Here is a 21019-nt window from a genome sequence, read left to right on the forward strand (position 1 = left end):
TAATCCTCAGGGCCGAGAAAACATCACTGTAGCACCGACAGAAAAATCGGGATCATAATACAATCCCTGCGATGCCAAAACGTGAATTACTTTATTTATTCCCGCTAGCCCGATGATCGACTTATGGACTTCGAAGAATATCCTATTGACACCATCTAAATTACAATCATCGAATAAATCAGCCTCACCACCTTCGATATCACAGATAATTACGGTCGGCTTGTACTTGTCGATCAGAACTTGCGTTTGCGTAATATCGACGTCAATTGCACGTCTCGCGGAGGCCCCGGAAACCAATGACGAGCCCCAAAAATTCTCGTAGACGTAAAATGGAATCTGATTGTCTGCATTAGCGCTGGCGCGCATCGTTGAGCGGGGCGACAATGCCACAGTATTGATGACGTCCGACTCTACACCATTCAATGAATGATTGCGGCGGATAACCGGTATCAGCTCGGGGTTCGCCTCGACCACGGCGCATGACGACAGTGGCACGATCTTCGAGCACAACGACGATATGAAGCCGAGACCGGCGCCAAACTCCAAGAGCCGATCGCCCGCCTGAAGGAACCTCGGCAGTTGCCGTGCTTCGAGATGTTCGTACTTGCCGCTCTCGATCGCCTGCCGAATGCGAGGCGCAAGTAGCTTCGAGGGTATCTCCAGCTTAACGCCATGCAGCTCGAATAGGCTAGCTGTTGGTATGTCACTCTCTGCCGGCGTGGTTTCCGGGCTCGTCTCGGAATCGTGCGAGGTCATTGCGCTGTCTTTCGGCTTTGTCTTACGGTCATTGTCAGCACCAGCGCTACTGCACACCCGCCGACAGCAGGTCGTGCACATGGATGAGACCTACTGGGCGCTCGTCCTGGTCAGCGACAATCAAAGCGGTGATCCTCAAGCGGCTGACCATCTCCAGAGCTTCTACAGCCAGCGCATCGGGCGCGATGCGGCGCGGATTCGCAGTCATCATGCCACGAGCTCGATCTGCGACGGAACAACCAGCGGTCAGGGCCCGGCGCAGGTCACCATCAGTAACGAGGCCGGCGAGTCGCCCCTCGGAATTAGTGACAATGGTACAACCGAAGCCTTTGCCGGAAATCATTTCAGCAACGTCGGAAAGCGTTGCATCGAGGCCGACGAGAGGCAACTCCTCCTGTCGATGCATGATGCTCTGGACCGTTTTGAGCTGCGCGCCAAGCTTTCCACCGGGGTGATAGACGTAGAAGTCCTGGCGCGAGAAGCCGCGAGCATCGAGCAGGGCGACGGCGAGCGCATCACCGAGGGCCATTTGCATCGTCGTTGAGGTCGTCGGCGCGAGCCCATTCGGGCAGGCCTCCTGCACCTTGGGTAGGACAAGCGCGATATCGGCTTCGCGCCCGAGCGCGCTGTCCGGGTTCGAGGTCATGCCGATCAAGCCAACTCTGAAACGGCGGGTATGGGCAACGAGAGCCGCTAGCTCTGCCGTCTCCCCCGACCAAGACAGAGCTATAACGACGTCAGTCGGCTGTACCATGCCGAGATCGCCGTGGCTGGCCTCGGCCGGATGGACGAAATGCGAAGGCGTACCGGTTGAGGCAAGTGTCGCCGCGATCTTGCGCCCGACGTGGCCGGATTTGCCCATGCCGGTGACAATCACCCGGCCGGACTGCTGTTGTGCGCTGCGGATCATCGAGCAGGCAAGGCCGACTTGGCCGCCGAGTGCCCCATCCAATGCCCCCCGCAGCACTGTAAGCCCGCGAGCTTCTATGTCCAATGCGCGCTTAGCAGCTTCTACCACGCCGTCGGTGGATTCAGTCCTGATCGCCACTATCCCCACTGCGTCCACCTCCTGCCCACTCAATGCAATCCGCGCCATAGATCGCATTCAGTGGGCGTATCGGTCAATCGATGAGCGCGTTGAGTGAGCGGTTTCAGTTCGTACTCTTCTGCCTAGAATCGAAATAAATCTTCAATTAGCGAGGAGCGACGCAGGGTAGTAGAGTATGATATGATCGGGATTCAAAAGAGATTCGAAAGAGATAGGGCTTAATGTAAGAGCGGATGGGCATAGCGCTTGACCTGAGCCCCCCGCCCCCTTCCCCGGCTATCGTGCAATCGCCGCATTCCCTATTCGTCGACTACTGAGCCAGATGTAGCCGACCCTGCGCGCGCATGGAATCAACGACGGCCCGCTCGGCCTTCCAAGGGTGGCCTGACCACCCGCTAAAGTCGAAGCCGATCAACGTAACGTCATGATCGTCGAACCGACCGCTGCTGAGCACATGCATGATTGCGAGAAATCCCGTACTCGGCATCATGAAAATTTCGTCACAAACGGCCGACAGAACGATAAATGCGCACTCATTCTCGACCCTAGAAAATCTGAATGATCTCGCTTTTACATTGTTGTTCGCAACGATATGTCGCGCGTAATCACGAAAGTATTTAATTTTTGGCGCGCCGCCAATCATATTGGCATAATATGAATAATGAGATCTGTGAGATTTAAATTCGCGGGGGAACCAAATTTCATCGAGATCATCGATAAAATTAAATTTCCTTATAGAATTTGGTATTGCAAATAATTTTGCGGGCCAGCCGAAATTTGTCAAACACAGAACCGTAGTCTTCGATCCTGAATTTCCGGAGATACTCTCGCAATTGTTGAACCTAACGACACAGTCGGCGCCGTCCACAAGCTGTGAATGATCGGCTCCAATCGTAGCGTTTCCTACCAGAACGATGCTTTTTCGCCGGAGCGCCCGTCCAACTATCGTCACAAGTAACTCACGAATCTGCCAAGTCGGGAACCATAGCCAGCACGCTTCAGACTACAAGACCGTATCCAAAGGGCGCCGAGACAGTGCCGTCCCCCGGGATCTCGTCAAGGCGCTCGACGAGCCGCGATATCGCGAACAGTCTGCTCCATTGCCTTCAGCTTCTCGTCATGCTTGGCCATCTCGGCATCGAAGCTCTGGGCCTTGTCGATGAAAGCCGTGTTCGCCCGTGCGCTCTGCTCGACCAGTCCGAGCTTGACGCGATCAGCGGCTTGCTCGCGCTGCATGGTCTGGATCGCCGCATTGAGAGCCGTCTGACCGTCGACCATGCCACGCACAGTCAGGCCGACCTGCGCAGTCGCCGCTTCCGCCGACTGCTTCGCCGATGACACCTGACTGGTCAGGTCGGCGCGCACCGACGTGGCCGAAACGTTGATCAGGTACATCAGGCCACCGAGCAGAATCGCCGTCATCGAGACTGTGCCGGCGAGCATGCCGATGATCTGCGGGAAGGTCAGGCGGGCCGCGCGATGGGCCTTCCGGTCCTCCTCGGCCTTGCTGGACCATTCCTCGCGGAACTCGGCGAGGCTACGTCCGATCGCCGTGACATCGCTTTTGACGAGGGCGAACTCAGTTTCGAGCTTGCCGAGGCGGTTCTCGGTCGTTGTCTCGGCCATCAGTCCCGCCTCCAGCCGCAGGCGCCGACGCCCTTGGCGTTGTGCTGGTCGACCTGCGATCGTGTCTCCGGCGTATCGCTGGACGAGCCGTAGATCGGCGCGAAGATCCGGCAGCCGTCAGTCACGGTCGAACTGCTGCACGCGGCTGCGGTCAGCGCCACCGCGCAGGCGATCAACCTCTTTGCGTGCCGCATTGGCCGCCTCCTGTTGCTTGCGTTCGATTTCGACGAGAGCTCCGGCCGCACCCTCCCGGCGCTGTTGGCAGCCATACAGCCCGCCAGCGAGCATCAAACCGGCGGCGGCCCATACCTGCCAAGGCCAGTTGCGGGCGGCGGCGGCGATAGCGATCAGCACGGTCATGCCGCCACCGCTTTCTTGATCTCCTTCACGGCCGCGATGATGCGAGCGTGGAAGACCAGACCGAGCCCGGCTATGACGATGCCGCCGGCGAGCGCGACGGCTGTGACCCTCCAGTCGCCGAACAGGACGCCGCCGAGACCCGTCGCCAAGGCGCCGATCTGGCCGATGCGCTCCCAGAAGCCGCCAGTCTTCTCGACCGGCTTGTCGAGCGCAGCCGGCGTTACCGCGACGGGCTTCTCCTCGACGACGGGCGCAGCCTGCACATCGTCGGCGCGATCGACCGGCACAGTCAGCCGCACCAGCGCCTGGTGCAGTGCGGCGCGCGTCTTCGGTCCGGGATCGCCGTCGATCTTCACCCCCGCCTGTTTCTGGAAGCCCCGCACATCCGTCGGCGCAAAGCCGAGCATGACGAGCGAGACCCGCACCAGGTAGTCCAGCCGATCGGTGAAGCCGTTGCGGCCGCCATTGATCTTGACGGTGATGTTCTCGACGTCGCCCTGATCGGCATAGCGGTTGAGCGACTGGCAGGTCGGATTGCCGACAGCCCAATACCAGATCGGGCCGAGCCCCTCCCATGGATCGGTGTTCATGAGATCGGGATGCGCGACGAAATCGGGCGCCATCGGATCGATGTACTTGCGGCACCAGTCGCGGAAGCGCCGGGTATTGTCCCGACCGGTGATTTGCATCGCGGTATGGCCCGCGAACTTCTTGCCGTCGCCGGGCTCGGTATTGCCGAGATCCTTGCGGCCTTCATAGCGCTTTTGAGCGGCAGTCGGACCCCAGATTTCCCGATCATAGCGGAAGTCCGCGCTCTCATGCATGAGCTGCGGCAAATACTGCGCCCGCCGGTGAGGCTGATCGAGGCCGAAGAGCGCGCCATAGCGCTCGAGCGCGACGACGACGGATTTCGCGTTGGCGGGGTTCGGCGCGCGTTTCGCCGCCCGCTTGATGACCTCAAGCGTGTTCACGATGGATGCTCCGGATGTGGAAAAGCCATTAGGCAGCGAAAGCGCTGCCCAGTTGTTGCCAGAATGGAGGCCGATGGCTGGCCTTTCCTGCTCAAGCCCCGCCTGGCCGGCAGGAGCGCTACCGGCGGCGCGGTCAAGGTGCCGCCGGTAGATTGTCATCGAAAGGTCTTGCCGTTAGCCGTCAGCCGTGTTCCGCTACGTCAACAAAAGAGCGGGAGGCGCGCCGTGCTGTTGAGTAATCGTAGCGCTGGCGTATGGATGCGCACCGCCATCGTCATTGCGCTGGCGATTATCTTTGCGCTACCGATGGCGATTACGCTGTGAGGCGTGCCCTGAGTGACGAAGGCGCAGACTTCGACGCCGCAATCGAGACTGTGCCGCAATGGTTACTGGCCGCGATCAACCTCGTCGGCGTGATGGTGCTTGCGCTGCTCCAGATGTGAATTGCCGCAGGTGGCTGGATGCGGCCTTTATTTCGCCGCGCATGGAAGGAATCTATTAATCTAACGCTGGGGAATAGCACTAAATCGTGAGGTCGTGATGACGACTGAACTTCGCCTGCCCTCTGCCGCTCCCCTGGAGGTTCCTCACCAGCCGGCGGCCTGTAGTCGGGCATCAATTCCTAAGATATCAGAGACGGAGCGCCTCGAACGTCTCTATGTGGAACTGATGGTCGCGTTGGGCTTCAAAAGTCCAGCCGAGCCCAACGCAACCCGTTAGAAGATCCGGTCCAGCAGCGCGAATGCCAGAGCGGCCGCCATCCAGACGGCTGCAAGATACGAGCGATGCTTGAGCCGCTCCAGCATCTCAGGGATTTCATAGGATAGGTCGTCCATCCGAAGGCTCCCTCTTGGAAGCATGGAACAGAGGTTAGCAATCTGCGCTTAGGCAAAAGCGACCAAACGACTCAATCACGAGCCTGAATGATAGCCCAAAATTATTAACGTGACGTAAGGGTTAGAGGGCGTGGCCGACAGCCAGGAGAGCGACCACGGCGGCAGCGTATCCCGCAGCCATCTTCGCGCGACGCTTGAACCCCTCGATCAGTTCCGGAATTCTGTACGAAATGTCGTTCATGATGATGGAAACTTTCACGAACGACTGCTGTTCCCTACCTGAGAGGAAAGCCGCCGCAGCAATCGCCGGCGCGGGCCGCCAACTTCGGCCTTTTAAGGGCCATCAGTGGCTCAGATCCGAGGTCTCTAATATGCATGTGTCGATCATTGCGGAGAGTTTGATAGCATCGAATTCGGTCAGCTTGATTTTGTATTCCCCGCCGTGCTCGTCCCGAAAGCACACCACTACATCGCGCTCCCGCACAACTCGAAACTGGGTCGGGACGATCTCGATAAAGGTTTCGCTTGCCACCGCTTCCGCCAAAATTGCTTTCTGCCCGGCCGCACACTACGGGTTCGTCGATCATAGTCAAACAAGGACGGCTCGCTACTTTTGGCCCTGAAACCCGCCTTTCGGAGAAAACATGATCGAAATCAGTTCCGACGCCGAATATTCGCGAGCTGTCGATACCCTTCGTAAGCTCGTTCGAAGCCCTCCGGGTTCTAGAGAAGACGAGGAGGGGGCCAGACTGCTCACCGTCATTGAAAAGTGGGAGACCGCGAAACACGGTGAGTCTCTAAAGCGTGTGTTTTCTCGGGATGGCAACTCGTTTGTGACCACCATCCCGCGCCGGCCATGGGAGTAGGCTGTGGAAGACGAAGGGCCGGTAGGCGTTGTCACCGCAGAAATGGAGCGCGTCCTAAAGCTCATCGTCGAGAACGGTGGCGAACTCGTACGTGTTGACGACCATTTCTGTGCTGCCGGGCAGAAGATCGCGACGCCAGAGGAAATCTGGTCGATCATTCACACCGATTGGATCGATGTGGATCACTCATTTTTCCAAGTCAGGATTGAACTTCTCAAGGCCGGGCAGGACTACTACGACGGGTTGACCAACCCACCGAGCGCCTACAACTGATCCAACTAATCGAGGGTGCGATGCAAACTGATCCGAAAATTGCCGCTGCCTACGACGAGCAGCTCGAAAGCCTCCTCGCCGCAATGGACGCGGGCGCAGAACAGAACCCCGACGCTCCGCTCTCCGTCGATGACGAGGACTGGTCGAACGGTGGCCTTGCGAGGATCATGCCCGCCGATTTCATTGCGGATGAGCAAGCGATGCAGGTGGAGCTTTGGGCTAACCGCGCTTAAGCGAGTGATCAGGCGTTCGCGACAACGAGGGTATTTGAATCGGTGACAGTGACCTTCTTTCGCGCGCCGGTGTCAGTCAAAAGATAAAGTCCGTTCCCGGTGGCCGGCTGGGTAAGCTCGAAAAACCCATCTGGGCGCAAAATCGCTGACAATTGCACTTGATCTTCGCCCGTCGCCCCTAGACCAGTCCAAAAACCAGCGCCCACGCTGGTAGGGCTCGCCCCTACCTGAATAGCACCGAAGACCGCTCCCCGGCGGGAGGAGTTAGCCCGAGATGCGGCGAACGTCCCTCCTGGAACGAGGCTACCAGCCGCGGTACCGGTCTGAACGGCATAATAGGTCCCGAATTTCCCATCCGTGATCTGATTCCCTGGCGTCCCCGCCTCGAACCCACCGGCCTGAACCGCGTGGCCCGCAAGGAACCTCGGGTTCGTCGGAACGCCGGTGAATCTGCGGCCATTCCAGCGAAGATCAGCGTTGAAATTATCGGGGGCTGCATTCGACGGGACGTTCAGGAAGATCGGCAAATAGACCGTGTTGGGCGTGCCCGTGATATCAACCCGTCGCCCGCTGGATAGTACCGGAGTTGAGCCGCCGCCCGTGAACGTGTTGAAGACGCGAGTGTTGGCGCTAGAGTTTGTGCCGAAGATCGCGCCTGCCATGCCGAGATTCAGGTCGCCATACTCCATCGTGTAGAACGAAACGCTTTGGATAACCAGGAACGATGTGCTGTTGGCCTTGCCGGAAATGATGGGAATGTCGACACCGTAGACGGGTCCGGCGGCCCATGCCGACGCATCGCTATCCTGATCGGAGTTTATTGAGACGTGGACGGTAGCGAATCCGTCGCCATAAAGGGACGCGAGCTTGATCGCGGTGACATTGCAAAGACCGATGCCGGCTTGGCCTGAGAATGTTGCGTCTCGGATAAAAGCTCGGCAGTTGCCCAGGGAGACCTTGTCAGCCCGCGTGATGCGGATGAACTCTCGGTTTCCTTCCGAAGTGCCGTCGCCAATGTCGATGCCGATGATATTGCCGACTTTAATGCCGAAGGCGCGTTCCGTCTTATAGGGGCTGAGAGGGAGAGACGGGTCGAGAAGGAGCGTCGGGTCGACTTTGAATGCGCAGCCGCGCGATTCGGTCGCAAAGATGTCGCCTATGGTGATGTTCTGAGATTTCGCGTTGGCATGAGGCGAGCCGCCGATGCGAATTGCGTGGCCGCACTCCTCCATGTGGAGATCGCCGAAAACACTATCTTGCACGCCCTCAAGCAGATTCGAGATATACCGGCCAGGAGCGGATATCAGGGCGGCGCTCGCGCTTCTGCGGCGGGCCGTGATGTTGCCGAACGTGCCAGACAGGTACTGCGCATAGAGTGTCCGCAGATAACCGTCTGCCTCGATGTCTCCGATCTGCGAACCAGTCGCGAGGACGGTCGTAGAGGGATTAATGAGGGATAGCGGGTAGTCGATGTTCTTCGCTCGGATGCGACCGATGCGCGTCCTGACGCCCGTGGCGCCAATGCCGTTAAGGCTGGCTGCGTAGCCCAGCGCTGCATTGGCGCTAATGGACATCGGGCCACAGGTGAAATCGTCGCCAATGTCCACTAGGCGAGCCGAGGGTGAATTCCCCAACTCCGTGCCGTCGAACGTGAAGTTCAACTCGTCCGCCGTGACGTTCTTCCCGATCACGATGAAGCTCGCGCGCGCTGCCAGAGTGCCAACGCGGGCGATGGTCGCCCCCGCCGCCTCGATCGTCACGCCATCAGGAATCGTCAGCGTGGAGACAGCATAGGTCTTCCCCGGCAGCAGCTTGAACGTGTTGTTAGCGCCCACAGCCTTGGCCATGCCGGCTTCAAGAGCGGCTTTGTCGTCTGTAACGCCATCGCCAACGGCCCCGACATCGCTGGCGAGCACGGCCCCGCGCTGCGCCATGATCGCCTGCGTTGTCCGCAGCGGCGTCATGGTCTTGGTGTTGTCAGCGCCAGCTTCAGCTTCAGCCTGAGAGGCCAAGCGTGAATCAAAGTGTGCTTTCACTCCCTTCGGCGAGACAGCCTCGTTGTCGATCAGGCCTTCGATCGTAGCGGGCACGGTCGCGATCGCAGGGATCTGGGCGACGACATCGGCCAGATCGCCAGCCGACGGAACTCCCGTGAGGGCAGCCCCGACAACGTCCATGTTCTGGTCGACTTTGCGGAAGGCATCGCGAAGGGTATCCCCCTGCTTGTCGCCGCCGGTCTGACCGATATTGATCTTGACTAAATCCATGGCAAAGCTCCGCCGCTCCAGCGCGAACCGGGCGGTTGGTCGTCATTTGGAGTGTGGAAAGAAGCGGCGCTTCTATACGGCCGGGCCGAGACCTAGGAGAACGCTGTCGCGCCGAGACGTCGAAATTAGTTCGTCGTCAACGAGGGTCTGCAGTCCAACCGCCAGCCTGGAATCGTCGAGCGAGATGAATTGCGCGCCCACGGCACGATCGTACCAGAGCTTGGTCGAGACATCGGACATGGCCGCGCCCGCAATGGCGAGTTGCTCGTCTTCCGTGAACAGGTCCATGAATTCGAGGAACGAGAGGCGAGGAGCCTCCTGCTCCTCGGGTTCCGGTTCCGGAATGGGGCCGAACTCGCCATCGGCATAGGTCATTCCGACCCTCGTCGTTGCCTTGGCTGCCACGAACCCGGCGTGGGGGTGGAAGGCGTCGGCAAGCGCCACGCCATTTGGCAACTGAACGACCTCGACCACGATCCGGTCGAGAATTCTCGCCACGTAGCTCATCAATAGAACTCCCAGACAACGACGATGCCGGGAGCCCCATTGCCGCCCGCAAACCCGTTAGCGCTCGCAACGAGCGAGCCGCCGCCGCCGGCTCCGTAGCCGCTGGCAGCACCGCCGGCCCCGTTCACGCCGCGCCCATATCCGCGTGGCGACGGCCGAGATCGTTGCGCAGCCTGTCGTGTCTGACGGCAAGAACTACGGGTCGACTGGAGGCTGGGTTCATGCGGCCGAGGACGCGCAGCCCTGCGAGGTGCCGGCATGACGGACTACGACCACATCGCCGCGGCGCTCATCGTCCTGATCGGAATCGGTTGGCTGATTTGGCGCGCGCTCGACCGCCGCATCTACGGTGCCGACCCGCAGGCGCAGCCGCATGGCGACATTCCGGGGCCATCCAAATGAAGGATGGCGCAACCAATACCTCGGGGCACCTTCGCTTCGCCTACCCCTCTTTCCCGTTGAGGGTTTCGGCGGCTGCCGGCGTGTCGCTCAAACCTCCTCCCATCGGAGCGCCGGCAGCTTCGCCGAGGCACTACCTCTACCGTTGGGATCGTTGCGGCCGAAAAGGCCAGCGCTGCCGTGTCTTTGCACGCGGAACCATGAACTCCGTCGGCCTCGTCTTCGAAGATGGCTACCGCATGGTCTCTTCGGGCAACGCGCTGAGGAGGGCATAGCCATGGCGCGCGCTCTCCCGGCTCGATACCCGCTTCACGGCGCGTGGCCGGAGATGATGCGCGCCGACATGGCTGCTGCGTTCTTCGATCGAAAGGACACCAAGGATCTCGCGACGGCTGTCGTTCGCGGTGAGATTCCGCCACCATGCGGCTCGATCGGGGCGGGCAAGGCGAAGGAGCCGGTCTGGACCCGATCTTACTGCCTCGCCTTCATCGGCAGGCGGTACGATGCCGGCGCCGCCGAGCGCGCCGTGTCCGAAGACCTGGCTGACATGGTGTGATGATGAAGATCAGGACGAAGCCCAGATACACGAACCGGAAGTGGCTGAGCGGCCAGCGGCGCTGGGCCTGGTACTTCACTGTGCCGTCATGGGCCCGCGAGCGCGGCTGCCCGATGAAGGATGTTCCTCTCGGCACCGAGCGCGACGCAGCGTGGGATCACGCCGAAGACGTTGTCCTTCCTCAGTTCGATTCCTGGCGCACGGCCGGCATGAGCGACCTTGCCGAGGTTCGCGGCGCCGTCGGGTCCTTCGACTGGCTGGTGACGGTCTACAAGAACCATAAGAGCTACAAGGATCTGAGCGATGGCCAGAAGCGCAATCACGAGCGCGGCTTCAGCATGGTTACCGACTATGTGCTGACCAAGGGCGCTCGCAAGGGCGCGCGGGTCGGAACGCAGCCCGTCGTCGACATCACTACGAAGATGGTGGATGCGCTCTTCGAGGCGCTCCTGACCGTCACGGAGACAGATGACGACGGGAACGAGGTCACGCGGGAGCGGAAGACCACGACCAATACCGCGATGAAGTCCTGCCGGCGCGCATGGAACATCGCCTATCGTGCGGAGCCAGGCATCGTTCCAAAGGATAACCCCTTCTCCCGCATGGGCCTGAACGAGTCCTCCACGCCGAACACGGATGCGACTTTCGAGCAGTTGAAGGCCTTTGTCGCACAGGCGGACAAGGAGAAGCGCTCATCACTGGGCACCGCGGCCATGATCACCTGGGAGTGGCTGCAGCGAGGGGAACATATCTTCCGCTCCTTCGAGGTGGCGCACTACCGGCCGAAAGAGCGGCCCGACGATGTTCGAATCGTTCACCCGAAGACCGGCAAGGAGGTTTGGTGGCCGCTCTTCGATCCCGAGCAGACCGAGCGCGTGCCGCTCTTCCCCGAGCTCATGGCCCGGCTCGACGCCATCAAGCGCGAGCGCATCGGCGGGCTGATGCTCGTCCGCGACTGGAAGGACGACAAGAAGGGGCGCCCGCTGCCCTGGCCGACCGGAAAGAAGGGCGACCTCACCTACATGCGCCACGAGGTGAAGCGGATCGCCAAGGCGGCCGGGCTGCCGGAGGCAATCACGTTCACGTCGTTCCGACACGGCGGCCTGACCGAGACGGGCGACGCCGACATGACTGATCGCGAGATCCTTGCTCAGTCGGCGCAGACCTCTGCAAAGGTGCTCCCGCGCTATGTCAAAAAGACCATGAAGCAGGTAGCCAACGGCGCCCGGAAACGCCGAGCCGTGAGAACGGACAGCGGTCAAAAGTCAGAATGACCAGCAGTATACGTGTCAGAACGCCCCCGAGAACAAAGAGGAATTCATGAACAAAAACAATGGCGAGCCCGGCTGGATTCGAACCAGCGACCAGCAGCTTAGAAGTCAGATTTCGCGATTCGACACTAAATGCGGATTGCTGCGGATATCTCGAATTTTTCGGCGATTTCCACTCAAAACCCGCTGTCGCAGTTCTTGCAAGTGAGGATGGGTAACGGCAAGATTGTTACCCATCTGCTACCCAGGCGAGAATATGCTCCTCACGCGCGCCAACATCAGGCAACTCAAGGTGCCACCGGGTAAAGCCGAAGTCACCTACTGGGACGATGAGATAAAAGGGTTCGGGCTGCGACTTAGACAGGGCGGAGGTGGTCGGTGGATAGTCCAGTTTCGCAACGCTCAGGGGCAGCAGAGGAAGCTGACGCTTTCGCGTATTCCCATGAACAGCGTTGACCAGGCGCGTGCCGCGGCCGAGCGCGTCATTCGGAATATCGCCGACGAGCGCGACCCCCAAGCCGAAAAAATCGCTCTTCGCCAGGCGAGCGCGGTCGAGAAATTCAAGGTGTCGGACCTGCTGAAGCTCTACCTTCCGGCGGCGAAAGATCGCCTGCGCTCTTCGAGTTACGACGAAGTCGAGCGCCACCTGCAGGTTATCTGGGCTCCCATCCACAAGGTCGCGGTGGGAGCGCTCGACGCCCGGCGTATCGCGTTGGAGCTCGACAAGATCGCAAAGGCACGGGGCCTGATCACCGCCAATCGTGCTCGCTCGTCACTTTCCGCGATGATGGGTTGGGGGATCGAGAAAGGCCGCGTGGACAATAACCCAGTCATCAATGTCGCCAAAGCGCTGAAGCGCGAGCCCAAGCGGGACCGCGTGCTGACAGATGACGAGTTGGTCGATGTCTGGACTTGCTCTGGTGATGACGACTTCGGTCGCATCGTTCGCCTGCTCATCCTTTCGGCGGCTCGCCGCGAGGAAGTCGCGGGCATGCGCTGGCCGGAACTCGATCTCACTCGGGGAACCTGGCAACTTCCGGCCGAGCGCGTGAAGAACGGCCGATCGCACTTGATCCCCCTCCCCCAAGCCGCGATTTCCATCCTGCAGTCGGTCGATCGGCGCGAGAAACGGGAACTTCTTTTTGGCGAAGGCGAAGGCAGCTTCGCGGGTTGGAGCAAAAGCAAGGCCCGCCTCGACGAGGCTGTCACGGCGCGCCGGCAAAAGATCGCCGCGGAGATCGGCACCGAGGCGGTCAGCATGCCAGCGTGGCGCATTCACGATCTTCGCCGTTCCGCTGCAACTGGTATGGCTCGCCTCGGCGTCAGCATCGCCGTTATCGAGCGCGCTTTGAATCACGTCTCGGGAGAATTCAAGGGCATCGTGGCGGTGTATCAGCGGCACGATTTTCAGCAGGAAGTTCGGGAAGCATTCGCAACCTGGGCAGAGCATATCGACAGCCTTACGAGGCCACGCGATTGAACGATGATGAACAGGTCTTAGCCTACCTGAAGCTCCGGGGGATCGAACCCGGCGTTATTGAGGTTCTGCGCGCTCAGCTAGCTTCGAGGCCTTTAGTTGCTGCCCCCCAAGTACCGATAATAGTCGCCCAATACGACCCGACGATCGACGATTTTAAGGGACGCCGAGGGGGATACTCGACCGATCATAAGCGGAATATCGCGGCGGCCCGCTCGAAGCTTGGGTGGCAGGAGGGCCTGCCACCGTACGTTTCCAAAGGAGAGGCGGTTCGACAGATCATCAAGGCCATCAAAGATATGGGATTCAACGAGGCGGAGTTGCCAAAGTCTCGCACTGTCGAACGTCGCCTCGGGTACCGCTGAACTCCAAATTGTCGAACTTGTCGAAATGGCGTTCTCGCTGAAACACGTGCCCTAACCCATCCTCACCTCACCGAACACTCCTTCGTCTCCGTGAGGTCCGCATGAACGCCGCCGATTCCGTCATACCAGGGGCTCTGGAAAGCCGGCGACTTCTGGACACAAAGCAGTCTGCCTCAATCGTCGGATATTCCGTCGCTCATTTCCGCGATTTGGTTAGGCGCGGCGTTGCTCCCCAGCCTGTGAGGCTTTCCGCTCGCAAGCTCGGCTGGCGCGCAGGTGACCTAGCCGCGTGGATCGACTCCAAAGTGGGCGCCTGACGATGAGCGAGCGCGGCGTCTTCGCGGTCGATCGTGGTGTCTGGGATCATCCCGCGTTCGCCGACGAACCGTTCAGCGAGCGTGAAGCCTGGCTCTGGCTCGTGTCGGAGGCGGCCTACAAAGCGCATGCACGGCGGGCCGACGGCAAGATCATCGAGCTTCAGCGCGGGCAGCTTTGCCACGCCGTCCGCTTCCTGGCGAACGCTTGGCAGTGGTCCAAATCTCGCGTCGATCGGTACCTTGATCGACTGGAAAAGCACGAAATGCTTTCGCGAGAACGCGGGACAAGAACGCCGCTCGTCACGCTCAACAACTACGACGATTATCAGCGGGTTGCCCTCCCCGACCGGGACAAGAGCGGGACGACTGCGGGACAAGAGCGGGACAAACTAGAAAGAAAGGAAAACAAGGAAATATCCTCAGAGACTACGTCTCTTCGGAATAGCCGATCGCACCGCGACCACTCGGCGAAGCCAGCCAGCCGAAAGGACGAGGTCGTTGCGATTCTGACACCAATCGTCGGCACAAGGCGGGCCGAGGCGATTTACCAGCACCGCGAGCTGATGAAGGCGCGGCTGACGCCGTACGCGGCGGAGCAGCTCGGGAAGAACCTGGCCATGGCGCCAGACCCCAACGCCGCGGCCGATGCGATGATCGCGAACGGTTGGCGGGGCTTCAAGCCGGAATGGCTACAGTCTCGGGTCAGGAAGAAGACCTTCGGCGATCTATACCAGGAAGCATCGGCTGCAGCGGCCCGTGGAGAGCCGTTCATGGCCGACTATGTCGATCCGTTCGATCTCAGTTCACCTTGCGCCGCGCCTCAGGAGCCCGAGTTTGCAGTGCACCGCGACGGTCAGTGGGTGGATGCAACCCTCTTCACTAGGACGGCGCAATGAACGCGGCGCCGGCGGCTACGACGTTCGAGGACCTGATCAGAGCGATTAGGGCAAGGCGAATCCAGCTCGGCCTTTCGCAATTGGCCGTGGATGAAATCGCCGGCCTACCGACAGGCTACCAAGGGAAACTGGAAGCCAGTCTCACGAACCCCACAGCAAAAAACGCTCGATCGATCGGGCGAGACAGCCTGCCGCTGGTGTTGGGAGCGCTTGGCCTGGAGATCGATGTGAGGCCGCGTCGGAGCCCTGCTCCGAGCCCCGAAAAGTCGAACGAAATCAAAGCGAAGAATCGCCCGCGCCTAAAAACCTTGTCCGATCGTGGCCGAAAGGGCGGGCAAATCTGGTGGGCGCGTCTGTCCGAGAAACAGCGCACCGCAGCCATCATGAAACTCAACAGAGCTCGCGCCGCGAAAAGGGCCGCGAGGAAGCAAGGATCAGCACGATGAAGCGCAACGACAACGTCAAGAACCTGATGGCCCGTTTGAAATTCGCCTCCGTACCCGAGGACCTGCGTCGTGATATCGAGGCGACCCTGCTAGACCTGAAGGCGGCCGAGATTGACGCGAGATGGGCTCTGCCGAAAACGCCTCCTGGGCGCACGGTTGGTGTTGACGATCTCGGCGTAGCGCTTTCAGCGATCGTGCTGGCCATGTCGGCCGCCATCCAAAAGTCGATGCCGGGCGAAGCGAAAGCAGCAACGCTCCTTCGGGAGGTTCAGCAAGAGCTGGGCATCACGGCGGACGCCTACCGCCAACGGGACGGCACCATTCTGCCCGCCGGCCAGGCGCTGGAATATGCATCGGGTATGCTTTTTCTTAGCGACCCGGAAGGCCCGTCGACGGCGTGCGAATCCGTTTGCTCGGTCGCCCGGCGGAAATGGCCAACGAAGACCGCAGTAAGCCTCGCCCAACGCGCGGGCGTTTCCAATCGCGCCGCGCAGTATTGGCTCGATACCGCGGGAGGCATATCGGCCGACGCGCTTGCCCAGCTATTGCGCTCCGATGCCGGACTGGACTTCCTCCAAGGCCTGCTCGGCCCTGATAAACCGCATTGGTTCGCGGCAATTGTGGCTCAGAACAGTAATGCCTCTGTGATCTACCAACTGGAAAGCATCCGCGCCGAGATCGCGTCCGAGCGCAAAAAGCTCGAGCAGGGAACTAAAGCCCCGAAGGCTCGTCGCGCTCGCTAAATGTCAGGCCGAATGGTGCTCAAGTTTGGGGGCAATATCATAGGTCCAAGCCCGCGGCTTGGGGTTTCCGGCTTGTCGGCAGCGGCGGGCTTGACGGGCGCGCCGCTGATCACAACGGTCAACTGCTGTGTGTCGACGCGAGTGCTGGACGCGGATGCGCCGGCGTCGAAATAGGCGAGCTTCAGCGTAACGCCGCCCTTGCCTTCTGTCGTGACGCCGATCGTTGCATCGTAAGTGATTTTGGCGAGCTGCCCGGTGGGTTTCTCAAGCGAGACCTTGCTTAGATCGACCAAAAGCTCGCTGAGCCACTGAGAGAATCCAAACATGTCCGCCGGGCCATTAGCCAATTCTGAATCGAGATAAGCTGCCTTACAGACTTCAGAGTTGGCAGCATCGAGCTTGTAGGAGCTATTCAGCGTCGTATCGACTGTCCAAGCCTGGCTAGAGCTAAAGGAGATACTCGGAGCAATTGTGCCTCCGAAGGCGACAATGCCGGATCCGCCTGCGTTGATGCCAGCAGTATTTGTGCGGGCGACCTTCAGCTTCAGTTGCACGGTCGCAATATTCCCTTTCAGCCTGCGATATTCCGCCGGCAGGCTTCGCTCCTTTTCGAGCGCAAGCGCCAGTCCGCACTTGACTGAATTTGTGACCAGCCAGACCGGAATTAGATCTTGTGGCCGCGGCGGCGCCGACGCACACGACGCAAGAATGAGTGCTCCGATCGGCACAGCGAACGCGATTTTCATGTGATTGCCCCTTCCCCAAGGGAACGATAAGCAAATGCGCGTTCGAGGCGAGTCGAATTTGACCGGTGCTGAAACCTGAGACAATCTCGGCTGATGCGCGCCGCCATGCTCATCCTCGCTTTGCTCGCCTCTGGCTGTGTTAGCCAACAGGAGCGGCAGGCGCGTGACGAAGCGAACTGTGACCGCTTCGGGTTCAAGCGCGGCACCGACGGTTTCGCCAACTGCCTGATGACCGCCGAGCGCGATCGGGATCACAAGGATCTCGAATGGCAAAAGATGAGCCGCGCATCGCTAACGCAACCATAGCCGGCATGGAATGAGCGGCGCGGCTCGCCCGCATGATTTGAGGCTGCAATGGCTATGATGGATTCGGCAAGCATGAGATTTCGAGACCAATACTGGGCATTGGCGCGCCTTGGAAATCTGACCCAGTTTCCATCTAATATGGTTTCTGCTGAATGATCTTACACGAAGCAGATCTGGGGTTCGGGGAGCTTCGCTATGAACGCCGCCTGGTCGTATTTTTTGACATTCTAGGTTGGAAAAACGCGATTGCCGCGGCGGGGGAGAACTCGCGGCGCATTGCCCGATTGGCTTCCGCTGTGCGTACGTTCAACGCCAACGCTGGGAACATTGGTGAACAGCGAGCTCGACTAACGACATTTTCTGACAATGTCGTTTTCAGCAAACCATTCGATCGGAGCGATGTCCAAGGGATTCTGCAGAGCTTGGCTATCACCCAGTTGGGCCTGGCTGCCCAAGGTTTTTGGCTACGCGGGGCGGTGACGATCGGACAAATCTTTCACGACGAAGATATCGTTTTCGGACCGGCGCTCAACCGCGCATATCATCTAGAAAGCAAGGTAGCGCGTTATCCGCGCATCTTGCTTGATGTGCCCACGCTCCCGGTGCCCGATGGCACTGATTTCATTATCTCCGATGAAGAGACTTTTCTCGACCCGTTTACGCCGCGCTTCTGGGACCGAATTCTCACCGAGCATCCGATCCGCAAAGAGGCGCTCGAGCTCTTCAATCAGCGCTACGGATTAACGCTTCCGACTGAGACAGCGACGATTTCCGGTCACGCAGCTCTTGGCAGCATCGCAACTCGGCTTAGCGATGAACTGATAGCAACCGACGACCCTAAAATTTGGCTGAAGCTCGCTTGGCTGTTCGATCGCATTATGCTCTCGATCGGAGGAAAGACCACCTCCAGAATACTCCCCAAGGCGGAAGGGTTACGAGCTGCTCTCGCGCTGGCGACAACGGGTTAATAGCCACTGAAGCCAGCCTAGGAATGCGCGATGTGCGGTGAAATGTACAACAATCTCAATACCCTCAATTCACACCTTGGCTTGGGGCATCACAATGTGGACGGACGATCATATCCAGTCGAAAGTGCTGAATGAGGCCAGCCTCAACGCACTTCGTGAAGCTGTCGGTAATCTCGAATCTTTGACTGAGCAGGTTGAACGTGTGTGGCGAAACGCGAGGCAGAGGCTGCTCCACCTGGAGGCGCAGTTGAAGTCAGACGCCCATCAAGCGCCCCGAGGGCGCTAATTCAAACTCGACGTCATCCCAAGCACCCAGCGCGGCGAGATTTTCCTCAACCAAGACATCGATCGGTCCGCTAACGCTGAAGACGGTGAATGCTAGCCTCACCTCGTTTGGCTCTCCCACGTTGCTGACTGGGGCCGCCCCTGTAATCGTGAGCGCCGGCTGATGATTTGCGTCCAGGTGCCCAATCAATGTATTTTCCGAGCCGTTTGGGAAAACGATCTTTGTGCGATGCATTGCGGATACTGCAAAAAGGCCAATGATCGTTTCAAGTTCGCTAAACTTCTCGACTTCCGATTTTAGGAGTAGATTTTGACTACGAAGGACAGCCGTCATATCCTCGCATAATTTGGGGGGATCAAAGGCTGGAGTAAATGCCATTATCGATGTAAGGACCGTAAGAAGCTTTATTTCTTTTCCAGTAAGCGGGGGATTTATACCAAAAGTTCCATCCCCGTTTGGGGTCATTTTTCTCAGAATTCCTCCCAGGTGCTTGTGGGTGGCGCCGGCAGAAAAGCCGATCTGTTGACGAATATAAGCCTCAGGCAAGCGCCGAGCTGTGGCGCTTAGGTAGAGCGGCATAAACGAGGGAAGTCTCCATAGCTCATAAGGCGGCAATTTGCGAATGCTGTTTGAGTGGTAAGAGACGATGGCAAAGCTTTCCTGCAATGATCGAGTTATAGGCCCTTTGGTACGTTCATCACGGTGCGCGACAAAGTCCCCGACCTCTCGGATTGATTCGCGCCCATCGTTGTGAGCGCGGACGTGCAAGAACAGTCGCGAAAAGTGCTCTTGCCTAAATTCGCCGGCAAGCAGTCGCTCAACTCTTCGACGGAGCCCTGGATCACTCATCGCTAATTTGCTCGCGAATCGTCCGACATTGACAATTTAGCTGAGTATCTCAATTCGGGCGCGATTCAGAATGAGATGGTTTTGGGCTTTGCCCGTAGCAGCAACATTGTGACACGCGGTGTGCGGTGAACCCCGGCTCAGACCCGAGCATATAGGCTGCATCTCGCCTCGGCGGCTTAGGCTGTGTGCTCAGCGGGGATGAGAGACCGGCACCCTTAACGAGCTTGGGGTCGGTCACCAGTTTCAGTTCGACGAGCGGCGTGGAAGGACACGCGCGATCCCGTTGAGATGGCACGCCAGTAAGAATCCCGCGAAAGCGGTGGCTCGGGGAACTGGACCCCGATACCCAGACGGTGCAGGGGTATAGTTTAGGTGCAGCCGGTGTCGAGCCCGGCCTCGTCGATGAGCCCCGCCCTAAGCCGGCGGGGCTTTCTCGTTCTCGGCCATGATGCGATCGTGCAGGTGTCGCAGCGTCGCCTTGCTCGGGCCGGTGCGGGGATGATGCTCTGCCTCGGTGTCGTCGCGGACGCCTTGTCCGGCAGCTACCCGCTCGGCGTTGGTCATCATGGCTGCGATGCGAGCCGAGCGCGCCGCATCAGGATTGAGCCTGGCCTGCTTGCACCATCGCCAGACCGTCATCAGGCTCACCCGGCCGATCTGGGCCGCCTCGACCTGTGAGACCAAGCCACGCCTCAGCAAGCTCATCACATGGCGCTTCATCGCCGCCATCGCCTCGGTCTGACGCCCTGCCATTGTGTTACGATCCATAACGCATCGTTTTCGTGTCAAGCACCGCACATCGGGCGGATTTGAGCGTCGGCCTGCCCAACTAGCGCCCAACTGCGCATCACCTCATGTCATTGACAATGCAGCGATAATCGTCCCGCGCGTGCGATACGCGCACCAGCCATCAGACCATGTGCGGTGCCGCCAATCGCAACCCGAGCCATCTTCCTCGCGCCCACAGCCTCGCCCGCGCTCGTTCCTCTTCTCGTTGACGAGCGACCAGCGAGGCAGCCGAGCGGCAGCGATGGCAGAGAATGGATACCACCTCAACCAAGCCTCCGGCCCTCGCAACCTCTGGCAAGACGCTCCTCAACAGCGAGCGCGTCCAGGCCTTCATCGAGCTCATGATCGAAGGCGAGGAACTGCCGGCTGCCGCCAAGCAGGCCGGTCTCCGCGTCAAGCGGGCCCGCCTCATCATCTCCGATCCTGCCGTCCGAAGGCATTACTTCAGGCAGATGGAGGTGCTCAGCGAGAGCGAACGAGCGCGCAACATTCTCCTGCGTCGCGCCATCCGTAATCGCGGGCTTGACCCTCATGCGCCCGCGGCGCTCGCCAAGGTGGCGCTCGAAGCGGCCAGGCAGCTCGACGGCGACGAGAAGCAGGGCGGGATCACGATCAACGGCGGTCAGAACGTGATCGCGGGCTATGTGATCGACCTGCGCGGTGATGCTGAAGGCCCTCGTGCGATCACAAATCGCAGTGCAGATGGGGCTAAGCCGTTGATAAGACATGAGGATGTTACCGATGTCTAAGGGTAACACGCTCCGATCGGCCATCCGCTGCACTGCAGCATGGGCGCCCGCTCACGTTTCGGATCGAGGCCACCCCCTCGATTCCTGCGCGCGCTCGCTGGGGCGGGCCGGGG

General features: G+C 59.7%; 27 protein-coding genes. 15 read left to right on the top strand and 12 right to left on the bottom strand.

Translation table 11 applies throughout. The annotated features are described in order from the left end of the window. Nucleotides 1-6: 6 nt before the first annotated feature. From AC1RLU_RS24015 to AC1RLU_RS24040, 6 genes are all read right to left on the bottom strand, one after another. Entirely contained in the window at nt 7-756 is a 750-nt protein-coding gene (locus AC1RLU_RS24015) for an FkbM family methyltransferase (RefSeq protein WP_492798625.1), read from the bottom strand. 46 nt (nt 757-802) lie between these two features. Next, nucleotides 803-1861 (bottom strand): KpsF/GutQ family sugar-phosphate isomerase, encoded by a 1059-nt coding sequence (locus AC1RLU_RS24020; RefSeq protein ID WP_492798626.1) that lies wholly within the window; start codon nt 1859-1861, stop codon nt 803-805. A gap of 999 nt (nt 1862-2860) precedes the next feature. Continuing rightward, complete coding sequence (locus AC1RLU_RS24025) at nt 2861-3430, bottom strand: hypothetical protein (RefSeq protein WP_492798627.1); 570 nt, start codon at nt 3428-3430, stop codon at nt 2861-2863. Next, complete coding sequence (locus AC1RLU_RS24030) at nt 3430-3555, bottom strand: hypothetical protein (protein WP_492798628.1); 126 nt, start codon at nt 3553-3555, stop codon at nt 3430-3432. The genes AC1RLU_RS24025 and AC1RLU_RS24030 overlap by 1 nt, the downstream gene beginning before the upstream one ends. Then, nucleotides 3548-3790, bottom strand: coding sequence for a hypothetical protein (locus AC1RLU_RS24035; RefSeq protein WP_492798629.1), 243 nt, complete (start codon nt 3788-3790; stop codon nt 3548-3550). The genes AC1RLU_RS24030 and AC1RLU_RS24035 overlap by 8 nt, the downstream gene beginning before the upstream one ends. Beyond that, nucleotides 3787-4761 carry a glycoside hydrolase family 19 protein gene (locus AC1RLU_RS24040; RefSeq protein ID WP_492798630.1) on the bottom strand — a complete coding sequence of 325 codons (975 nt, stop codon included), beginning with the start codon at nt 4759-4761 and terminating at the stop codon, nt 3787-3789. The genes AC1RLU_RS24035 and AC1RLU_RS24040 overlap by 4 nt, the downstream gene beginning before the upstream one ends. Nucleotides 4762-5015: 254 nt before the next feature. On the opposite strand from AC1RLU_RS24040, the gene AC1RLU_RS24045 reads away from it, so the two are divergent. Continuing rightward, on the top strand, nt 5016-5204 hold the full coding sequence (locus AC1RLU_RS24045) for a hypothetical protein (protein WP_492798631.1): 189 nt from the start codon (nt 5016-5018) through the stop codon (nt 5202-5204). A 736-nt stretch (nt 5205-5940) separates the two neighbouring features. Here the strand turns inward: AC1RLU_RS24045 and AC1RLU_RS24050 are convergent. After that, on the bottom strand, nt 5941-6129 hold the full coding sequence (locus AC1RLU_RS24050; protein ID WP_492798632.1) for a hypothetical protein: 189 nt from the start codon (nt 6127-6129) through the stop codon (nt 5941-5943). 337 nt (nt 6130-6466) lie between these two features. Between AC1RLU_RS24050 and AC1RLU_RS24055 the strand changes: the two genes are divergently transcribed. Together AC1RLU_RS24055 and AC1RLU_RS24060 are read left to right on the top strand one after the other, a co-directional pair. After that, entirely contained in the window at nt 6467-6736 is a 270-nt protein-coding gene (locus tag AC1RLU_RS24055; RefSeq protein ID WP_492798633.1) for a hypothetical protein, read from the top strand. Nucleotides 6737-6756: 20 nt separating this feature from the next. Further along, entirely contained in the window at nt 6757-6969 is a 213-nt protein-coding gene (locus tag AC1RLU_RS24060) for a hypothetical protein (protein ID WP_492798634.1), read from the top strand. A gap of 8 nt (nt 6970-6977) precedes the next feature. Here the strand turns inward: AC1RLU_RS24060 and AC1RLU_RS24065 are convergent, their stop codons facing one another. Together AC1RLU_RS24065 and AC1RLU_RS24070 are read right to left on the bottom strand one after the other, a co-directional pair. Further along, a complete protein-coding gene (locus AC1RLU_RS24065; protein ID WP_492798635.1) occupies nt 6978-9236 on the bottom strand; it encodes a hypothetical protein in 2259 nt (752 codons plus the stop codon). A 72-nt stretch (nt 9237-9308) separates the two neighbouring features. Further along, nucleotides 9309-9743 carry a hypothetical protein gene (locus tag AC1RLU_RS24070; protein ID WP_492798636.1) on the bottom strand — a complete coding sequence of 145 codons (435 nt, stop codon included), beginning with the start codon at nt 9741-9743 and terminating at the stop codon, nt 9309-9311. A 258-nt stretch (nt 9744-10001) separates the two neighbouring features. Between AC1RLU_RS24070 and AC1RLU_RS24075 the strand changes: the two genes are divergently transcribed. The 9 genes from AC1RLU_RS24075 (at nt 10002) to AC1RLU_RS24115 (ending at nt 16213) form a co-directional block, all read left to right on the top strand. Then, nucleotides 10002-10145 (top strand): hypothetical protein, encoded by a 144-nt coding sequence (locus AC1RLU_RS24075; RefSeq protein WP_492798637.1) that lies wholly within the window; start codon nt 10002-10004, stop codon nt 10143-10145. Nucleotides 10146-10470: 325 nt separating this feature from the next. Then, nucleotides 10471-10698, top strand: a complete 228-nt coding sequence (locus AC1RLU_RS24080; RefSeq protein ID WP_492798638.1) for a hypothetical protein — start codon at nt 10471-10473, stop codon at nt 10696-10698. Then, the gene (locus tag AC1RLU_RS24085; protein WP_492798639.1) at nt 10698-11972 is read left to right on the top strand and encodes a site-specific integrase; all 1275 of its coding nucleotides are present in this window, start codon (nt 10698-10700) and stop codon (nt 11970-11972) included. The genes AC1RLU_RS24080 and AC1RLU_RS24085 overlap by 1 nt, the downstream gene beginning before the upstream one ends. Nucleotides 11973-12225: 253 nt before the next feature. After that, a complete protein-coding gene (locus AC1RLU_RS24090) occupies nt 12226-13449 on the top strand; it encodes a tyrosine-type recombinase/integrase (protein ID WP_492798640.1) in 1224 nt (407 codons plus the stop codon). Continuing rightward, nucleotides 13446-13811: a hypothetical protein gene (locus AC1RLU_RS24095; protein ID WP_492798641.1), complete on the top strand. Its 366-nt coding sequence runs from the start codon at nt 13446-13448 to the stop codon at nt 13809-13811. The genes AC1RLU_RS24090 and AC1RLU_RS24095 overlap by 4 nt, the downstream gene beginning before the upstream one ends. 101 nt (nt 13812-13912) lie before the next feature. Beyond that, nucleotides 13913-14128 carry a helix-turn-helix transcriptional regulator gene (locus AC1RLU_RS24100; protein ID WP_492798642.1) on the top strand — a complete coding sequence of 72 codons (216 nt, stop codon included), beginning with the start codon at nt 13913-13915 and terminating at the stop codon, nt 14126-14128. A 2-nt stretch (nt 14129-14130) separates the two neighbouring features. Beyond that, entirely contained in the window at nt 14131-15024 is an 894-nt protein-coding gene (locus AC1RLU_RS24105; RefSeq protein WP_492798643.1) for a hypothetical protein, read from the top strand. Continuing rightward, a complete protein-coding gene (locus AC1RLU_RS24110; RefSeq protein WP_492798644.1) occupies nt 15021-15470 on the top strand; it encodes a hypothetical protein in 450 nt (149 codons plus the stop codon). Before AC1RLU_RS24105 ends, AC1RLU_RS24110 begins: the two co-directional genes overlap by 4 nt. Continuing rightward, nucleotides 15467-16213: a hypothetical protein gene (locus AC1RLU_RS24115; protein ID WP_492798645.1), complete on the top strand. Its 747-nt coding sequence runs from the start codon at nt 15467-15469 to the stop codon at nt 16211-16213. Before AC1RLU_RS24110 ends, AC1RLU_RS24115 begins: the two co-directional genes overlap by 4 nt. On the opposite strand, the gene AC1RLU_RS24120 is transcribed toward AC1RLU_RS24115, so the two are convergent. Continuing rightward, entirely contained in the window at nt 16210-16959 is a 750-nt protein-coding gene (locus AC1RLU_RS24120) for a hypothetical protein (protein WP_492798646.1), read from the bottom strand. The genes AC1RLU_RS24115 and AC1RLU_RS24120 overlap by 4 nt on opposite strands. 93 nt (nt 16960-17052) lie before the next feature. Here AC1RLU_RS24120 and AC1RLU_RS24125 point away from each other — a divergent pair, with 93 nt between their 5' ends. Both AC1RLU_RS24125 and AC1RLU_RS24130 read left to right on the top strand, forming a co-directional pair. Continuing rightward, nucleotides 17053-17265, top strand: a complete 213-nt coding sequence (locus AC1RLU_RS24125) for a hypothetical protein (protein WP_492798647.1) — start codon at nt 17053-17055, stop codon at nt 17263-17265. Between the two features lie 152 nt (nt 17266-17417). Then, entirely contained in the window at nt 17418-18233 is an 816-nt protein-coding gene (locus AC1RLU_RS24130) for a hypothetical protein (protein WP_492798648.1), read from the top strand. A gap of 253 nt (nt 18234-18486) precedes the next feature. Here the strand turns inward: AC1RLU_RS24130 and AC1RLU_RS24135 are convergent, their stop codons facing one another. Together AC1RLU_RS24135 and AC1RLU_RS24140 are read right to left on the bottom strand one after the other, a co-directional pair. Beyond that, entirely contained in the window at nt 18487-19368 is an 882-nt protein-coding gene (locus AC1RLU_RS24135; protein WP_492798649.1) for a hypothetical protein, read from the bottom strand. A gap of 414 nt (nt 19369-19782) precedes the next feature. Further along, on the bottom strand, nt 19783-20121 hold the full coding sequence (locus tag AC1RLU_RS24140) for a hypothetical protein (RefSeq protein WP_492798650.1): 339 nt from the start codon (nt 20119-20121) through the stop codon (nt 19783-19785). Nucleotides 20122-20498: 377 nt separating this feature from the next. On the opposite strand from AC1RLU_RS24140, the gene AC1RLU_RS24145 reads away from it, so the two are divergent. After that, nucleotides 20499-20906 carry a hypothetical protein gene (locus AC1RLU_RS24145; protein ID WP_492798651.1) on the top strand — a complete coding sequence of 136 codons (408 nt, stop codon included), beginning with the start codon at nt 20499-20501 and terminating at the stop codon, nt 20904-20906. Nucleotides 20907-21019 lie beyond the last annotated feature (113 nt).

It is taken from the genome of Allobosea sp. GW822-FHT05A11, from assembly GCF_058800455.1.

Coding starts and splice junctions, on each gene's coding strand:
- AC1RLU_RS24105 (WP_492798643.1), top strand. CDS start 14,131: ATGAGCGAGCGCGGCGTCTTCGCGGTCGATCGTGGTGTCTGGGATCAT.
- AC1RLU_RS24130 (WP_492798648.1), top strand. CDS start 17,418: ATGATCTTACACGAAGCAGATCTGGGGTTCGGGGAGCTTCGCTATGAA.
- AC1RLU_RS24015 (WP_492798625.1), bottom strand. CDS start 756: ATGACCTCGCACGATTCCGAGACGAGCCCGGAAACCACGCCGGCAGAG.
- AC1RLU_RS24045 (WP_492798631.1), top strand. CDS start 5,016: ATGGATGCGCACCGCCATCGTCATTGCGCTGGCGATTATCTTTGCGCT.
- AC1RLU_RS24085 (WP_492798639.1), top strand. CDS start 10,698: ATGATGAAGATCAGGACGAAGCCCAGATACACGAACCGGAAGTGGCTG.
- AC1RLU_RS24125 (WP_492798647.1), top strand. CDS start 17,053: ATGCGCGCCGCCATGCTCATCCTCGCTTTGCTCGCCTCTGGCTGTGTT.
- AC1RLU_RS24090 (WP_492798640.1), top strand. CDS start 12,226: ATGCTCCTCACGCGCGCCAACATCAGGCAACTCAAGGTGCCACCGGGT.
- AC1RLU_RS24140 (WP_492798650.1), bottom strand. CDS start 20,121: ATGGCAGGGCGTCAGACCGAGGCGATGGCGGCGATGAAGCGCCATGTG.
- AC1RLU_RS24020 (WP_492798626.1), bottom strand. CDS start 1,861: ATGCGATCTATGGCGCGGATTGCATTGAGTGGGCAGGAGGTGGACGCA.
- AC1RLU_RS24100 (WP_492798642.1), top strand. CDS start 13,913: ATGAACGCCGCCGATTCCGTCATACCAGGGGCTCTGGAAAGCCGGCGA.
- AC1RLU_RS24120 (WP_492798646.1), bottom strand. CDS start 16,959: ATGAAAATCGCGTTCGCTGTGCCGATCGGAGCACTCATTCTTGCGTCG.
- AC1RLU_RS24065 (WP_492798635.1), bottom strand. CDS start 9,236: ATGGATTTAGTCAAGATCAATATCGGTCAGACCGGCGGCGACAAGCAG.
- AC1RLU_RS24115 (WP_492798645.1), top strand. CDS start 15,467: ATGAAGCGCAACGACAACGTCAAGAACCTGATGGCCCGTTTGAAATTC.
- AC1RLU_RS24060 (WP_492798634.1), top strand. CDS start 6,757: ATGCAAACTGATCCGAAAATTGCCGCTGCCTACGACGAGCAGCTCGAA.
- AC1RLU_RS24110 (WP_492798644.1), top strand. CDS start 15,021: ATGAACGCGGCGCCGGCGGCTACGACGTTCGAGGACCTGATCAGAGCG.
- AC1RLU_RS24075 (WP_492798637.1), top strand. CDS start 10,002: ATGACGGACTACGACCACATCGCCGCGGCGCTCATCGTCCTGATCGGA.
- AC1RLU_RS24135 (WP_492798649.1), bottom strand. CDS start 19,368: ATGAGTGATCCAGGGCTCCGTCGAAGAGTTGAGCGACTGCTTGCCGGC.
- AC1RLU_RS24025 (WP_492798627.1), bottom strand. CDS start 3,430: ATGGCCGAGACAACGACCGAGAACCGCCTCGGCAAGCTCGAAACTGAG.
- AC1RLU_RS24145 (WP_492798651.1), top strand. CDS start 20,499: ATGATCGAAGGCGAGGAACTGCCGGCTGCCGCCAAGCAGGCCGGTCTC.
- AC1RLU_RS24080 (WP_492798638.1), top strand. CDS start 10,471: ATGATGCGCGCCGACATGGCTGCTGCGTTCTTCGATCGAAAGGACACC.
- AC1RLU_RS24035 (WP_492798629.1), bottom strand. CDS start 3,790: ATGACCGTGCTGATCGCTATCGCCGCCGCCGCCCGCAACTGGCCTTGG.
- AC1RLU_RS24070 (WP_492798636.1), bottom strand. CDS start 9,743: ATGAGCTACGTGGCGAGAATTCTCGACCGGATCGTGGTCGAGGTCGTT.